Source organism: Brevibacillus soli (genome assembly GCF_044759095.2).
In the GTDB taxonomy this organism is placed as follows: Bacteria; Bacillota; Bacilli; order Brevibacillales; family Brevibacillaceae; genus JBIYSM02.
In genome coordinates this window covers 62,535-76,519 of sequence record NZ_JBIYSM020000011.1, presented here as the reverse complement: position 1 = coordinate 76,519, position 13,985 = coordinate 62,535, and the positions used below count along the sequence as shown (strand labels likewise).

Sequence of the window (13,985 nt, the reverse complement as noted above, 5' to 3'; positions counted from 1 at the left end):
CGAAAGCCTACAACCGCGATGCCAACTGCCTCATTTCTGTGTCTGCCGACTTGAAGAATTGTCCCAAAACGAGTTTGGCCACCCCACCCATTACCCTTTGTCCAACCGATGCAAGAACGCCTGTCACCATCACCTCCGTTCTGCAGTTAACGATGACACCGCCGTTTGACTCTTCCAGATTCATATGGGCAGTGGCGTCGATTTCTCCCGGCATTCCTTTTCCTTTCATCAGAAGTCGATAGTAGGAGGGCTCCATTTGATGTTCCATCCGAACCTGACCGGTAAATACACCTTTGACGGGTCCAACGCTTAGCCCCATCTCTACATGATAGATATCATCGTCTCCGCGAATAAATGACTTGCACCCAGGTATGGACTTTTTCAACACTTCTTCTTCCTGAATCAGCTTCCACACCGTCTCTCGAGGAATATGGAACTTATGTGAATACTCAATTTGCACGAACATCTCCCCTTTGCCTCGAAGTGAACACGGAATATTTGAAAAAATATTCAGAAAACCAAATTTATGAAAAAGCAATTTTTGTGCCATATCATTCATGCTTGATATTCAGAGATACGCTTGCCAATGTTTCAATATTGAACAGAGACCTTTCATTTTTGAAATAAAACCTCTATTTAAAAAGAAAAAAGGGCAGCCATATTCGACTGCCTTTCGATCATCAGCTGGGTTGACTCATCGGGCATTTCAACGGGATTTCCTCCGCTTCAATCTTGAGGGTACCAGCTGCCTTTGCTTTCATCCGAATCACATTTGAGGGTACATAGGCAATCGGAACTTCCTCCAGATTGATTAGTTCTACCGTAGAAGGATCCGCTCCCGCATCAATTGCCTTTTGTTTGGCTTCTTGACTCGCTTCCGAAATCACCTCGTCTCTATTTCGTCCTTCTACCGAAAACATCTTGTCAACCTCATCGCTCCTCCTCCCACAAGAACAACAGGAATATCTCGGCTGCTCGTTTTTATTTTATCGATAACAGAAGTTACTTCCTGATGAATCACTTTGATTGCGTTTTGCCAAATTTCTGGTTTCACTGATTGAACTCTTGTTGGATCGCATTTCGGGTTATCGATCGTTACGAGTCCTGCCGCAAGCAAACAATCCGTCGCAGTTAATGTGTTTCCACCAAACGCGATGCTCTCGTGTACAATACTATAACCCACGCTATCAGGTCCTACCGTAATCTCACCATCCCGTTCTCTAACAATGCTTCCTCCTCCGATACCAATTGAAACGATATCCGGCATTCGAAAATTCGTTCGCACCCCGCCAATATTTACTGCGACCGCGGATTCCGCCTCTTTTACCAAAATGCCCATGAATCCATCCCCTCGTTACCCCATCTCCGTCACAACGGAGCGTACAATATGTTCGGAGTCAAATTGGCCTTCTGAAACAGAAATGATCGGAAGGTCCTTGGGGAACAGTTGGTTCTTGATCTCTGAAATGGAATACCCTTGCTGATGAAGGTGCAAAATCTCACCACATACATTTTCCAAATAATCCAGCTTCATGTGCAGCAGGCGTTTTCCGTCAGGAACGTGGCCCGCATGACAGCAAAACATCGATTGAAAATCATACGTAAGAACACTGCGGATGGAATCCATGATCTTCGGGACGGACTCGTGGCTCATGATAACCTTGGGCTTTGGCGTAAGAAATAAATCCCCTGAAAACAACTGGCCCGTCTCTTCATTGAGCAGTACGACATGATCATCCGCATGACCTGGCGTCTCGATGATCTTCCACACATAATGATTCGAATGGATGGAATCTGGAAGCGGCTCTGCGGCAAATGGCTCTCGTATCCCCCAATAGATCTGGCGATACATGTGATAGGTAATGGGCTTCGAACAAAACTCGATCGAAGTGGGATGAATGTAAATGGGAACATTTTTGTTCTTTTCCAACCAGGCAGCTGTCCCGACATGATCTTCGTGACTGTGGGTCAGAACAACGGACTCGATCGTACTCGACTGATAAAATGGAATAAGGTCCTGCTGCATGTTTTGGGAACAAGTATCGACAAGCATGCCATCAACCAAAAAAAGATAGACTTGCAGGGATTGTCCTCCTTTGACACATACAACGTCTTCGACGGTAGAAACTTCAATCATACTGCCCAGCTCCTCTTTTAAACCGAAATTTTACAATATCGGTAACATCTGTTTTGCTTTCGACTACAGTATACCTTAGAATCGAAAAGCCGCCCTATCGAAAAATGGATAAGGCGGTCTTTCGTTTCCCGTTTCTTCATCTGTTTTTGTTATTCAATCTTCTCCAGACATTGTTGTTGAATTTTCTCAAGAGAGTCCGGATTCTCCAGCGAACTTAAATCTCCCGGATCCTCTCTCAAATAGGCAGCTCGTATCGCCCGACGCATGATTTTCGCACTCCTGGTCTTTGGTAAGTCGGCAACAAAATGGATTTCTTTTGGGCGAAGGGATTTTCCCAGACGAGTTGCTACCATCTGCATCAACTCTGCACCCAAGTCTGGACTGGGAATATATCCTTGATTTAGAACCACAAAGCAAACGGCTGACTCGCCTTTTACTTCATCGGGAACCCCAATCACCCCTACCTCGAGGACAGCCGGGTTGTCAGAAAGAATCGATTCGATTTCGGCAGGTCCCATTCGTTTGCCGGCGACATTCAATGTGTCATCGGATCTTCCAATAATCTCCCAAAAATGATCCTCATCCCTCATCACTGCATCGCCATGAATCCAGGTGTCTTCCCAGACATTCCAGTAGGCGGCTTCATATCGGTCCGGCTCTTTCCAGAATCCGTAAGTCATCCCCAGCCACGGTTTCTTCAAAACCAATTCCCCTGTTTTCCCATAAACGGATTGCTTCTGCGCATCGTACACATCTGCATCCATACCAAGCAAAGCAGTGTTGAATCCTGCCGGTGCAATTGGTTTGAGCAAGGTATTGCTGAGGATGCCGCCGCCAATTTCGGTGCCACCGGAAATATTTAGAATCGGGATTCGCCTGTTCCCTACCTTTTCAAACGACCAGTTCCACGCTCCGGATTCCATGGTTCCCCTGTAGACGCAATGCTCCTCAAGCTGGAAAGTTCGTGTTGGAGAGCCAATCTTTCTCCATGCTGCATGACAGATCTGATTAAGGTAGGAGATATCCCCAACAAGGAAACACGATGATCCTCCACCATCTTCCACAAGCGATTGGGATGAGGATAATCCGGAGATCCTTCGTATAACAGCATGGTAGCCCCATTGAGCAAGGTGCCAAAGAGAACGAGAGGCCCCATAATCCATCCCATATCCGTGACCCAAAACAGCACTTCGCCGGGATGTAAGTCCAGATGAAATCCTGTTTCAAAAGCCGCTCTGATTGGAAAGCTTCCATGGGTGTGAACGGCTCCTTTTGGACGCCCTGTGGTTCCAGAGGTATACGCGATCAGGAAAGGATCCATGCTGCTCATCCCATCACTTGGCATGTCGCGCCTGTCTGTCTCCAACATCAGCCAATCTACGTCCCTGTTCTCCTTCCAGGGAATATCCCTTCCCAAGCGTCGAACGACAACCATTTTTTCGACACATGAGACCATCTCAACCGCTTTATCGGCCTCTTCCTTCATTGGGATCACTTTTCCTCGACGAAGATGTCCGTCTGCCGTAATCAGCATCTTGGCTTGCGCGCTTTCCAAACGCTTGGAGATCGGATCAGCCCCAAATCCTGAATAAGCCGGAGTAAAAATAGCGCCAATTTTGGTAATGGCGAGAACGGCTGCTACGGTTTCCGGAATCATGGGGAGATAAATCCCGACGCAATCCCCCTTCTTAATTCCCTGACCGATTAAACCATGAGCAACTTGATTCACCCAGACCGCTAACTCCCGGTACGTCACCTTCCTGACTTCTCCGTCCTCTCTTTCCCAGATGATCGCCAGCCGTTCCGAACTTGCAGGATCGTGAATCCATTTGTCCAGTGCATTGTGGACCGCATTTAGTTTTCCATGGACAAACCATTCCGGCCACTTCGTCCCTTTGGAGAGGTCAACAACCTGCGTATAAGGTTCAAACCATTCGATTCCGACAACCTTTTCAACTTCGCCCCAGAACCATTCCATATCGCGAATCGATGCAGCATAGAAATCGTCGTAGCTCTCAAAGCCCAACTTCTTCATCCATTGAAACAATCGTGATTTTTGAAAGGTATCTGCTGAGGGAAACCACACCGCTTTTGACATTGCTTTACATCTCTCTCGCATCCAGATTTGCCAAGAATGACTCACCTGTACTTCTTTTGGGAGAATCCGGTGTAGGCAAAGACGTCCTTGCACACTACATCCATAAGCAGAGTGAACGAACAGGTAACTTCATCAAGATAAACTGTGGAGCGATACCCGATCATCTGCTGGAATCTGAATTGTTTGGCTATGAAAAAGGGGCTTTTACCGGAGCGAACAGATCAAAAGAAGGGCTGTTCGAACTGGCTCATGACGGGACCATTTTTCTTGACGAAATTGGAGATCTTCCCTTTGCATTGCAAGTGAAACTGTTAACGGTCCTGCAGGATACGACCATAAGGAGATTAGGCGGAACGGAAGCCCGTGAAGTCAATATGCGAATCATTGCGGCTACAAACAGTGATTTGGAAACCCTGGTTCAACAGAAGAAATTCCGCCATGATCTCTTCTACCGGCTAAATGTATTGACGATCACGATTCCTCCCTTGCGAGAAAGGAGAGAAGATATCCCTACTCTTCTTTTTTACTATCTAAAAAAATTAGAGCAGAAGTACAAGATCGAGAAACGAATGGATCCACATGCACTGGAAAAATGTATGGAGTATGACTGGCCCGGCAATATTCGCGAGTTAAAAAATATAACCGAACGCCTCTATCACATGAGTGAAAACGGCAAAATTTCACTCGATCAATTGCCATCCTCGATCAGAAACTCACAGCGGAACCAGGAACAAAAAATCTGCTCGGTTGCGTATGATAAACCGCTGTCACTTAAACAAGCCGTTGAGGTGTTTGAAAAAGAGTATATTGCAAATGTACTTGCTCGAACTTCGACATTGAGGGAATGCGCGGATAAGCTGGGGGTGAACATCTCTACTCTGGTACGAAAAAAAAGAAGCATGGGAATCAAATAACATGAACTTTGGCTCCATGGCAAGGGCCCTTGCAATCTTCTGCTCGTTTGATCCAATGAATCATGGGAACACCCTCTCCTGAATAAAGAAGGAAGGCTCTTACTGATGTGGGTAACAACACATCGCAAGAGCCTTCTGTTGGATCGTCTATCCGCCGAACGTGTCAGCGCAGTGCCGCCAGATCCACCTTCGGCACTAACCCTTCTTCCGAAGCCCGGCCAAGCAGGGCGGTTATCGCCGCATACCCTTCCTCGCCCAAATTCGCGGAGAACTCGTTCACGTACAGGTCAATGTGCGCTTTCGCAACCTCCGGATCCAGCTCTTGAGCATGTTGCAGCACGTACTCTCGAGATGCCTCCGGGTTTGCCCAGGCGTATTCAACCGACGCGCGAATCCACCCGGCAATCGCCGCCAGATCAAGTGACCGGTGAGCGATGATTGCCCCCAACGGTATCGGCAGGTTGGTGTCGGATTCCCACCAGCTGCCTAAATCCGTCAGGAGGTTTAGCCCATACAAGGGATATGTGAAGCGAGCTTCGTGGATGACCAATCCGGCATCGACAAGACCATCACGCACCGCCGGCATGATTTCGTGAAATGGCATAATGACAATTTCGCCCACGCCCCCTGGCACATTCTGGGCTGCCCACAGCCGGAACAACAGGTAGGCGGTTGATCGCTCACTGGGTACCGCGACCCGTCTTCCGGCCAGTACTGCCGGATCCTTTTCGGTCGTACTGCTTTTTGTCAGAACCAGTGGACCACATCCTCTGCCCAACGCCCCTCCGCAGGGAAGCAGCGCATACTCGGAGAGCACCCAAGGCAGTGCCGCATACGAAATCTTCAGCACTTCCGGTCCGTTGGGGCTAGCTGCCAGACTATTGGTGACGTCGATGTCCGCGTAAGTAACATCAAGTTTAGGCGCGCCCGGGATCAATCCGTGTACCCAGGCATGGAAAATAAAAGTGTCGTTAGGACATGGTGAGAAGGCAATCCTCATTGCAAGACCTCCCGTAATACTGAGCTCGCAGTTTCCAGTACATGCAGAGCCTCTTCAATTCGCCACGAGGCCCGGTCTCGTGGGCCTACCGTGTTCGAGACAGCGCGGATTTCCATGATGGGCACACTTCGAGCATGGGCAGCGGTAGCCACGCCGTACCCTTCCATCGCTTCGGCGGTCGCCCCTGGCACCCGTGCGGCCAGCTCCAAGGCGGCAGCAGCGGTACCCGTTACAGTCGATACGGTAAGCACGGGTCCAGTCGTGACCGGCAGTCCAGCTTCTTGCAGTGCCTGTGTCACCCGGGTTACCAGTTCTGCGTCAACTGGAATACGGGTGGAGCCGAAACCCAGCTCGTCCAGACTGCAGAAACCTTCCGGGGTCTGTGCTCCCAGGTCGGCGGCGACAATCTCGTTTGCCACCACGAGAGAGCCCACTTCAGCTTTTCCGGCAAAACCGCCGCCAATTCCCGCGCTCACCACCAAGCCGTAATCGGCTGCTGCCAACGCTGATGCCGTGCTGGCTGCGGCGGCTGCCGGGCCGACGCCAGCCGCCAGGACGTCAAAATTGCCGGTGCTGCCGACTCCACGCAATACTGCGTCCCTCTCTGCTGCGACAGAGGTAACGACGAGTACTCGCGTTCCTGATTTCAGCGGACCCGTGTTTCTAGGTGATGTTCCCGTGCTTGCATGAAATGTCACTGTACAATCTCCTTCATTTGTTATCCATGATGCTTATCGTTCGAAGCCCTTATTCAAAGGTAACTTGATCTTTACTCTATGTAAAGAGCATAAAAAAGAAGGCACGTCAATGACGTGCGATTCAGGCGATCGATTCGATAAGAATCACGGCGTTAAGGGCAGTACAATATCGACGATCGTCCCTTGCCCGACCTTACTCGTTATTTCGATCTTCCCCTTGTGATTTTGAATGATCCTGTAGCTAACCATTAACCCAAGACCAGTTCCTTTTTCCTTTGTGGTATAAAAAGGTTCTCCAATGGAACGCATCCTTTCTTCCGGGATCCCGCAGCCGTTATCCTTTATTCGTATTCGAATCTGTTGTTGGTTCCACTGCTTTACTTCTATGGTGACCTTTCCGCCGTTTGGCATGGCATCCATGGCATTTTTAATGATGTTTAGGAAGACTTGTTTAACATGATTTTCTTCACACTCAATAAAATACTGTTCACAATCAAACGTATGTTCCATGTTTATGTTGCGTAGATGACAAATGGATTCCATCAGGAAAATCACATGTCGAAGAATGGCACAAATATCTTTTTTCATATAGTTCGACGCTGTTGGTTTTGCCAGCACTAAAAAATCCCCGACAATTTCATTAATCCGATTGATTTCGGAAAGCATGATGTCCGTAAAGATGGCGTTTTGCACTTCTGGCTGTTTCTGCAAGAGCTGTACAAATCCTCTGAGAGAGGTCAACGGGTTTCGAATCTCATGTGCGATTCCTGCAGCTAATTCGCCTAACACAGCCAACTTTTCCGATTTGATGAGGAACTCCTCGCTGTCGCGAATATCTGTAATATCCTCGGCAATGCCCACGATCCGATGAAGTTTCCCATCAACGATTACGGGAAATCCCCGATCTCTGATCCAACGAACCGTTCCATTCGGACGTATGATTCGATATTCCTGGTGAAAAGTTCCCATTGCCAGTTCTTCCTGAGCCTTTACGATTCGCTCTCGATCCTCCGGATGAATGACATTGAACATCTTGTTCGGATCTTGAAAAAACTCTTTACACGATAATCCCCATACTTTTTCATAGGCGGGACTCAGATATAGAAACTTTTGAGTGACAGGATCTGCAATCCAAAACACCTCATCAATGTTCTCAGCAATTTGTCGAAAGCGTTCCTCACTTTCGTGCAGGGCTGACAATGTTTGTTTCAGGGTTGTAATATCGATACACGATGATATGACCTGCACGACCTGCCCATGCTTATAAACGGGGCGAAGCGTTGCCAAATATACGATGTCGTTCATGCATCCTTCATACGCAACATCTTCTTGGCCGTTCCAAGCTCTTTGATAGAAGATTTCTTTTTGGGAAGCAATATGCTGTGGTAAAAAATCGTATAATTCCTTTCCGACTACATCCTCTGGCTTTAAACCGAGTCGATATAGCAGCTTGCCATCGCAAACGGTATGTATAAATCGGTTATTGTCTTTCACAAATGCAAACGTCATTCCTTGCTGTTGGCGCAACAAATTGGAGTAGTCTTCTTTGGTTAATTCCGATACGGCTTTTGTTTTTTTGTAAAGCGGCCTTATGGCCAAAGTAAAACTTGTTGCGTTCGATGCGAAAAGCGTGCCAATGAACAAAAAGAAAAAGAAACAGAATTCTATTATATAGTGATCATGACTCTTTAAAACCGTTAAAATGGAGACAACATATGCTAGAGAAAGAACCAAATAATAGATGTAGGAATTGGTTATCATAATTGCCCCCAAAAAAACAGGAATGTTGAACTACATATTCTTTTCTTTTGTTTCAATTCCTGTGCAACTTTTTGCAAAAATTTTGTTTATTGCCACTGTATCCTGAAAAAATGCAAAAAACGCCCACGATTCGGGCGTTTTGCCGATTCTACGGATGAATGTTACTTTGTAAAAGCAGGGTCCTCATATGGATGAGCAATCCAGCCCTCCGTTTCAATAAACAAACGGACAGCCACTACTCTGCGATTTTCCATCAATGTAAAGAAATGCGGATTGTTTTCCGGCACGGAAATGACATCACCCGCTTCCAGTTCGACGTCGAAATAGCCGACATCGTCTGATCCCTTGATGATGAAGATTCCATTTCCTGCAGTGATCGCACGCACTTCGTCTTCCGTATGTGTATGGACCGCTTCAAACTTTTTGAGCAACTCATCAAGATTGGGGGTTTCCTCGGATAACGCTACGATATCCCAAGTACGGTATCCCCTGCGTTTTGCCAAATCTCGAATTTCTGCATCAAAGGTGGAAAGAATTTGATTTTTTTCTTCGTCGGTTAAAGTAAATTTCTCCCGCAATTCGGCAGGGAGCTTGTTTGCATCCCAGTGCTCGTAAAGAACCCCATGTTTTTCCAAAAACGCCTTCACATTTTCATTCCCCGTAATCCGTTCATTCGTATTGCGAATTCGAACTTGAGCCATTTGTCATCCCTCTTTCTCATGTGGTTGTTATCGGAATATTACTAATACATATTGTAGCAAAGTATCACAAATGTACGCGACTCTCCCCAATCTCACTCCCTTCATGAGTAAAGAAAAAACTCCTTCTGACAGATAGAAGGAGCACACCATATATGCATCAAAGCATGGGGAACACTTCTTATCTGTCAGGATCTCTCCTGTAGGAATTGGCACCTTCACCTGACCGGTCAGAATGGGTTGCCGAGGTTTCATTGGGCCTTTCCCTCCACCTCTCTCGATAAGAAAGAACTGTATTTCATTCACTCATAAATGAATACCTTTTGAATGTTCACATTTTAATATTCAATTCCGACTTTGTCAATAGGATTATCGTTTTAAAAGGATCAACGAGTTCCTATCAGGAAAGGCACCAATGAACAATGGATTCGCGATCGTTCATGCGGGAAGCATTTTCGTGCGCGTCTCGCTTCACTTTCCCTTCAAATTCGAGAAACACGAGATGAGCGAGTGTCTCCGCCATCGCAAAGCGAAGCTGATGAAGATCCAACTGACGCGAGTGGAAAAGTTTCCGGCATATTTGATAGGCTGTTTGTCTGCCATCCTGTTTCAAATACGAAACAATCTCTTCCAATCGCTCATGGTGATGCTGGAGCAACTGTTCGATTCTCATCTGCGCTTGGGTAATGATGGGACCGTGACCCGGAAAAATTCTGTGAATCGGCAATGGTTTCAAAGCCTGCAAGGAATCGATAAACGATTGAAGCGGATTCGGATCAAAGGTTGGCCATAAACTGATATTGGGTGAAATTTTGTCCAGGATCTGATCTCCGCCGATAAGGAAACCGAAGTTTTCGTCATAGAAGACAAAATGTCCGTCACAGTGTCCGCGAGTGTGGATGGCACGATATGTGCCTCCCTTCAGTTCCAACAGATATCCTTCCTCAATCTCAGACATATCAGGCAAAGGTGATAGGTATTTCATGAAGTCTTCCATATGCGTTTTGATCTCATTCCCGTCATGGAGAGGCATTCCGTGAGTAATGAAGAAACTGCTGATCGTCTCTGCGTTTTGCCGATGATTCAGCCACACTTTCTCTGACGCTCTTTTTCCCTCCGAGGAAATCATCACCTCAGCGCCGGTTATTTGATGCAGCCATCCGGCCAATCCTATGTGATCAGGATGGTAATGAGTGATAACGATCTGGCGTACCTCGTTCGTAAAATCGATGTTGTTTTCCCTAAAGGCATTCATCCAGGTCTCTCTTGCTGAAGGCGTATCCAGGCCTGTATCAATGATGACCCATCCATCATGGGTCTGACACAGATACGTGTTGACCGTTTTAAGCGGGATTGGAATGGGAATCTTCACCTGAATCATGGATTCTGCCTGTGCAACCATAAGTACCTCCTGATCAAAAAGTTCTTTCTCGATTTCTTACCCTATGTACAAACACGAAACAAGGGTCCTTACCCAGCAAATTCTGTTGTTTCGTACTCTTTCTGTGAACGAACCGTTGCCACGATCACTCCAGCCACTATCAGCAGTGATCCTGACGCTTGGATATGAGTCACCTGTGAACCAAGCAGAAGGAACCCCACCAACATGGCAACAAACGGCTGCAAATTGAGAAAGATCGCGGCTCTCCCCGTTCCCACTATCATTAACTGCTGATTCCACACAATTCCGCATACACCCTGCATCAGAATCGCAGTCGCAATCAACAGCAACCAAGCCCAAACATCGCGACTTATGGCTGATGATGAGTCAACTGTGAAGAATGCGGCGGGCGTCATGAAAAGAGCACCGACAACGGTCGCATATACGGTTGCGATAAACGGATCCATGCTTTCCGTCCGTTTTCTGATGATAATCATCGATGACGAAAATGTTACCATCGCGATGAAAATAAACAATACACCGAAGGAAACAGTCAAACCTGCGCCGCTGCCAACAACGAAGAATGTACCGATCAGTGCCAACAACGATCCAACGATCATTCTCAGAGTAAACTTTTCCTTTAAAAAAAAGGAGGCCAGTACAGCCGTTACGATCGGGGATAGCGAAAGGATCAAAGAGGCAGTGGTAGCGTCGGTGGTCATCAATCCGGTGAAAAACGCAGTCTGGTTTGCAAGCGTTCCAATCAGGCCGAGTAATAGTAACAATCCCCACTCTCTTCGCCTGATTTTAACAAATTTTTTTGTATACCAGGCATATCCCAGTAAAAACAGAGAGGTAAATAGCAATCGAACATCTGCCAGGAACAAAGGAGGAAATTCCTTGACGAGGATACTGCCGAATACGAAATTGCTCCCCCACAACGTAACGCAAAAAAGGAGCAGCAGGTATGATCGAATCATGGCACAGCCTTCTTTCGCCCAATCCGAAATTGTTCTCAATACATGCGTTATCGTACATGAGGTCCGCGGAAAAGTCCATAAGCTGAAGCTTCATAACGTTGTATGTCATATAGGGTCAAGAAAAAAACCTCTGTTCCGTTCGTTCGGAAGAGAGGTTACCGTCCCCAGTGAATGTGGAAACAAGTCTACTTTTTCAACATGTGAAACACTTGTTCTACGTCCTTATCTCCTCTGCCAGAGAGATTCACAATGATGATTTGGTCCTTGTTCATGGTGGGAGCCAGCTTACATGCATAAGCGATTGCGTGTGAGCTCTCCAAGGCAGGCAGTATGCCTTCCGTTTTAGACAGAACCTGGAAAGCCTCCAAGACTTCTTCATTTGTTACCGTATAATACTCAGCCCGTCCCGATTCTTTTAAAAAGCTGTGCTCTGGTCCCACTCCGGGATAATCCAATCCGGCTGCAATGGAGTAGGTTGGCTGCGGGTTTCCCTCTTCGTCAAGCAGCACCAAACACTTAAAACCATGGATGACAGCGGGAACACCATGTGTCAGCGTAGCCGCTTGATCTGGTTCCACACCAATCAGACGGACCTTTTCTTCGTGCAAATAGTGAGCGAATGCTCCAATCGCATTGCTGCCACCGCCTGTGCATGCTATGACCGCATCCGGCAAACGACCTTCCTTTTCGAGAATCTGACGCTTCGATTCCTCACTGATTACGGACTGAAAGTGTTTTACCATCGTGGGAAACGGATGGGGGCCTACAGCAGAACCGAGAAGGTAGAAGGTATTTTTGTAATTCGCGACCAGGTCGTTTAACGCTTCATCTACAGCCTCTTTCAGTCTGCCCTGTCCCTTTGATACAGCAACGACCTTTGCCCCTAACAGTTCCATCCGAAATACATTCAACGCTTGTCGTCTCGTATCTTCTGCTCCCATATAAATCGTGCAATCCATATTGAACATCGCACATGCCGTTGCGGTTGCCACCCCATGCTGACCGGCACCTGTCTCGGCGATCACCCGCTTTACCCCCATACGCTTTGCCAGCAGGATTTGTCCGATGACGTTGTTGATCTTATGGGCTCCGGTATGATTTAAATCTTCCCGTTTCAAATAGATTTTGGCACCGTTTAACTTCTCAGTCAGGTTTCTGGCGAAAGTGAGTGGATTTTCCCGACCAATGTATTCTTTCAAATAGTAAACATATTCATTTTGAAAGTCCGGATCCTCTTTATACCTTTCGAATTGCTCTGCCAAATAATCCAATACCTCTTGTAATGCCGGCGGAACAAAACTCCCCCCAAACTGACCAAAATAGCCTTTCTCAAACTCCGCATGACTCATACCGGTTCCCCCTCGGATCAGCTTTGTGAAACCCTTCTTTACAGTACATTTTATAGACGGCTCATCCCAAACATGTCATTGTGTTTTTTCGATCCGATAAGTCTTTTATCCAGAGTGACATGTCCTCGTACTTGTCATAGATGATACAGTTCCTGGTCAATCGTCCGCCGTACGTGTATCCCAATTGATGGAACACAGCGTTCATGCCAAATGACAGGGATCGGGCGTGGGAAAAAACACAATAGATTCTCTGTTGGAACAACTCCTTTTCCAGGCATAGAATCAAATGTTTCATGAGCCCCTTTTTCTGATGTTCGGCATCGGTCGCGCAATCCGCGATTTCTGCATGGTGAAGCGCCTGGTTTACGTGCGCGGCGGCCGCGCTGACGATCTGCCCATCCGTTTCAACCGCATGGATGATCACGCCGTCCTTCATCAACTTTGCCAGATACGCAGGCTGGCTGACCGGGGTTGGATAGACAGGAAATGTCGCGGCATACAGCGCGGCCAGTTGTTCGACATCTTCTTTCGTTGCTCTGCGCAAGGAATAATTTGGGGGAAATCCTCTGTCTTCTGCTGATTCCGGCAGTGTCAGCACATGCCGAAGAATATGATCCTCCTTAAGCCAGAGGTCACTGTTTCTTCTCTCAACGGAGTGATATCTGGTCATTGCATAGGCGTCGCTGCCGTTGTAGTATGCGCGATACACACCCTCTATTTCATAGCCCCGGGAAAGGAAGCGATCCACATGTTCCGCCCGCACTCTGACAATCGTTTTGGTATAGGAGAATTGCTGAGCAAGCTCTTCGAGTCGCTCTATCATCCCTTCTACACTGCCTCGATAGTCATCTACCCGGATTCTGCTGCTGACACCGTCCAATCGAACCTGCATTTCGAATCCACGGCCAGTTTCCACGCGGTCCATGACTCTGTCTTCCAAACTCGTGAAGCGGCTCTCGTCTGTCATGA

Annotated in this window: 15 protein-coding genes and 1 riboswitch; of the genes, 1 reads left to right on the top strand and 14 read right to left on the bottom strand. The window is 47.3% G+C overall.

What is annotated here, in order from left to right; genetic code table 11:
- Positions 1-7 precede the first annotated feature (7 nt).
- The 6 genes from ACE99V_RS06715 to ACE99V_RS06690 form a co-directional block, all read right to left on the bottom strand.
- A complete protein-coding gene (locus ACE99V_RS06715; protein ID WP_400490290.1) occupies positions 8-460 on the bottom strand; it encodes an SRPBCC family protein in 453 nt (150 codons plus the stop codon).
- Positions 461-680: 220 nt separating this feature from the next.
- Positions 681-920, bottom strand: a complete 240-nt coding sequence (locus tag ACE99V_RS06710; protein ID WP_400490289.1) for a hypothetical protein — start codon at positions 918-920, stop codon at positions 681-683.
- Positions 908-1,339 carry a hydantoinase/oxoprolinase family protein gene (locus tag ACE99V_RS06705; protein ID WP_400490288.1) on the bottom strand — a complete coding sequence of 144 codons (432 nt, stop codon included), beginning with the start codon at positions 1,337-1,339 and terminating at the stop codon, positions 908-910. Before ACE99V_RS06705 ends, ACE99V_RS06710 begins: the two co-directional genes overlap by 13 nt.
- 15 nt (positions 1,340-1,354) lie before the next feature.
- Positions 1,355-2,137, bottom strand: a complete 783-nt coding sequence (locus tag ACE99V_RS06700) for an MBL fold metallo-hydrolase (RefSeq protein WP_400490287.1) — start codon at positions 2,135-2,137, stop codon at positions 1,355-1,357.
- Between the two features lie 149 nt (positions 2,138-2,286).
- Complete coding sequence (locus ACE99V_RS06695) at positions 2,287-3,060, bottom strand: AMP-binding enzyme (RefSeq protein WP_400490286.1); 774 nt, start codon at positions 3,058-3,060, stop codon at positions 2,287-2,289.
- Positions 3,021-4,163 carry an AMP-binding protein gene (locus ACE99V_RS06690; RefSeq protein WP_400490285.1) on the bottom strand — a complete coding sequence of 381 codons (1,143 nt, stop codon included), beginning with the start codon at positions 4,161-4,163 and terminating at the stop codon, positions 3,021-3,023. The genes ACE99V_RS06695 and ACE99V_RS06690 overlap by 40 nt, the downstream gene beginning before the upstream one ends.
- Between ACE99V_RS06690 and ACE99V_RS06685 the strand changes: the two genes are divergently transcribed.
- Complete coding sequence (locus tag ACE99V_RS06685) at positions 4,127-5,149, top strand: sigma-54 interaction domain-containing protein (protein WP_400490284.1); 1,023 nt, start codon at positions 4,127-4,129, stop codon at positions 5,147-5,149. The genes ACE99V_RS06690 and ACE99V_RS06685 overlap by 37 nt on opposite strands.
- 163 nt (positions 5,150-5,312) lie before the next feature.
- Here the strand turns inward: ACE99V_RS06685 and ACE99V_RS06680 are convergent, their stop codons facing one another.
- The 8 genes from ACE99V_RS06680 to ablB form a co-directional block, all read right to left on the bottom strand.
- Positions 5,313-6,149: a 1,4-dihydroxy-6-naphtoate synthase gene (locus tag ACE99V_RS06680; protein WP_400490283.1), complete on the bottom strand. Its 837-nt coding sequence runs from the start codon at positions 6,147-6,149 to the stop codon at positions 5,313-5,315.
- Complete coding sequence (locus ACE99V_RS06675; protein WP_400490309.1) at positions 6,146-6,799, bottom strand: futalosine hydrolase; 654 nt, start codon at positions 6,797-6,799, stop codon at positions 6,146-6,148. The genes ACE99V_RS06680 and ACE99V_RS06675 overlap by 4 nt, the downstream gene beginning before the upstream one ends.
- A 192-nt stretch (positions 6,800-6,991) precedes the next feature.
- The gene (locus ACE99V_RS06670; RefSeq protein ID WP_400490282.1) at positions 6,992-8,608 is read right to left on the bottom strand and encodes an ATP-binding protein; all 1,617 of its coding nucleotides are present in this window, start codon (positions 8,606-8,608) and stop codon (positions 6,992-6,994) included.
- Between the two features lie 161 nt (positions 8,609-8,769).
- Entirely contained in the window at positions 8,770-9,309 is a 540-nt protein-coding gene (locus tag ACE99V_RS06665; protein WP_400490281.1) for a 1,2-dihydroxy-3-keto-5-methylthiopentene dioxygenase, read from the bottom strand.
- Positions 9,310-9,484: 175 nt separating this feature from the next.
- A riboswitch (SAM riboswitch) is annotated at positions 9,485-9,593 on the bottom strand.
- Positions 9,594-9,706: 113 nt separating this feature from the next.
- Positions 9,707-10,708, bottom strand: a complete 1,002-nt coding sequence (locus ACE99V_RS06660; protein WP_400490280.1) for an MBL fold metallo-hydrolase — start codon at positions 10,706-10,708, stop codon at positions 9,707-9,709.
- 68 nt (positions 10,709-10,776) lie between these two features.
- Positions 10,777-11,667: a DMT family transporter gene (locus ACE99V_RS06655; protein ID WP_400490279.1), complete on the bottom strand. Its 891-nt coding sequence runs from the start codon at positions 11,665-11,667 to the stop codon at positions 10,777-10,779.
- Between the two features lie 185 nt (positions 11,668-11,852).
- On the bottom strand, positions 11,853-13,016 hold the full coding sequence (gene trpB, locus ACE99V_RS06650; RefSeq protein ID WP_400490278.1) for a tryptophan synthase subunit beta: 1,164 nt from the start codon (positions 13,014-13,016) through the stop codon (positions 11,853-11,855).
- Positions 13,017-13,077: 61 nt separating this feature from the next.
- A complete protein-coding gene (gene ablB, locus ACE99V_RS06645; RefSeq protein ID WP_400490277.1) occupies positions 13,078-13,983 on the bottom strand; it encodes a putative beta-lysine N-acetyltransferase in 906 nt (301 codons plus the stop codon).
- Positions 13,984-13,985: the final 2 nt, after the last annotated feature.

Excerpts from the sequence above, each read along its gene's own strand:
- ACE99V_RS06710 (WP_400490289.1), bottom strand. The coding sequence starts at position 920 with ATGTTTTCGGTAGAAGGACGAAATAGAGACGAGGTGATTTCGGAAGCG.
- ACE99V_RS06705 (WP_400490288.1), bottom strand. The coding sequence starts at position 1,339 with ATGGGCATTTTGGTAAAAGAGGCGGAATCCGCGGTCGCAGTAAATATT.
- ACE99V_RS06700 (WP_400490287.1), bottom strand. The coding sequence starts at position 2,137 with ATGATTGAAGTTTCTACCGTCGAAGACGTTGTATGTGTCAAAGGAGGA.
- ACE99V_RS06695 (WP_400490286.1), bottom strand. The coding sequence starts at position 3,060 with ATGGAATCCGGAGCGTGGAACTGGTCGTTTGAAAAGGTAGGGAACAGG.
- ACE99V_RS06685 (WP_400490284.1), top strand. The coding sequence starts at position 4,127 with ATGCAGCATAGAAATCGTCGTAGCTCTCAAAGCCCAACTTCTTCATCC.
- ACE99V_RS06680 (WP_400490283.1), bottom strand. The coding sequence starts at position 6,149 with ATGAGGATTGCCTTCTCACCATGTCCTAACGACACTTTTATTTTCCAT.
- ACE99V_RS06670 (WP_400490282.1), bottom strand. The coding sequence starts at position 8,608 with ATGATAACCAATTCCTACATCTATTATTTGGTTCTTTCTCTAGCATAT.
- ACE99V_RS06665 (WP_400490281.1), bottom strand. The coding sequence starts at position 9,309 with ATGGCTCAAGTTCGAATTCGCAATACGAATGAACGGATTACGGGGAAT.
- ACE99V_RS06660 (WP_400490280.1), bottom strand. The coding sequence starts at position 10,708 with ATGGTTGCACAGGCAGAATCCATGATTCAGGTGAAGATTCCCATTCCA.
- ACE99V_RS06655 (WP_400490279.1), bottom strand. The coding sequence starts at position 11,667 with ATGATTCGATCATACCTGCTGCTCCTTTTTTGCGTTACGTTGTGGGGG.
- trpB (WP_400490278.1), bottom strand. The coding sequence starts at position 13,016 with ATGAGTCATGCGGAGTTTGAGAAAGGCTATTTTGGTCAGTTTGGGGGG.
- ablB (WP_400490277.1), bottom strand. The coding sequence starts at position 13,983 with ATGACAGACGAGAGCCGCTTCACGAGTTTGGAAGACAGAGTCATGGAC.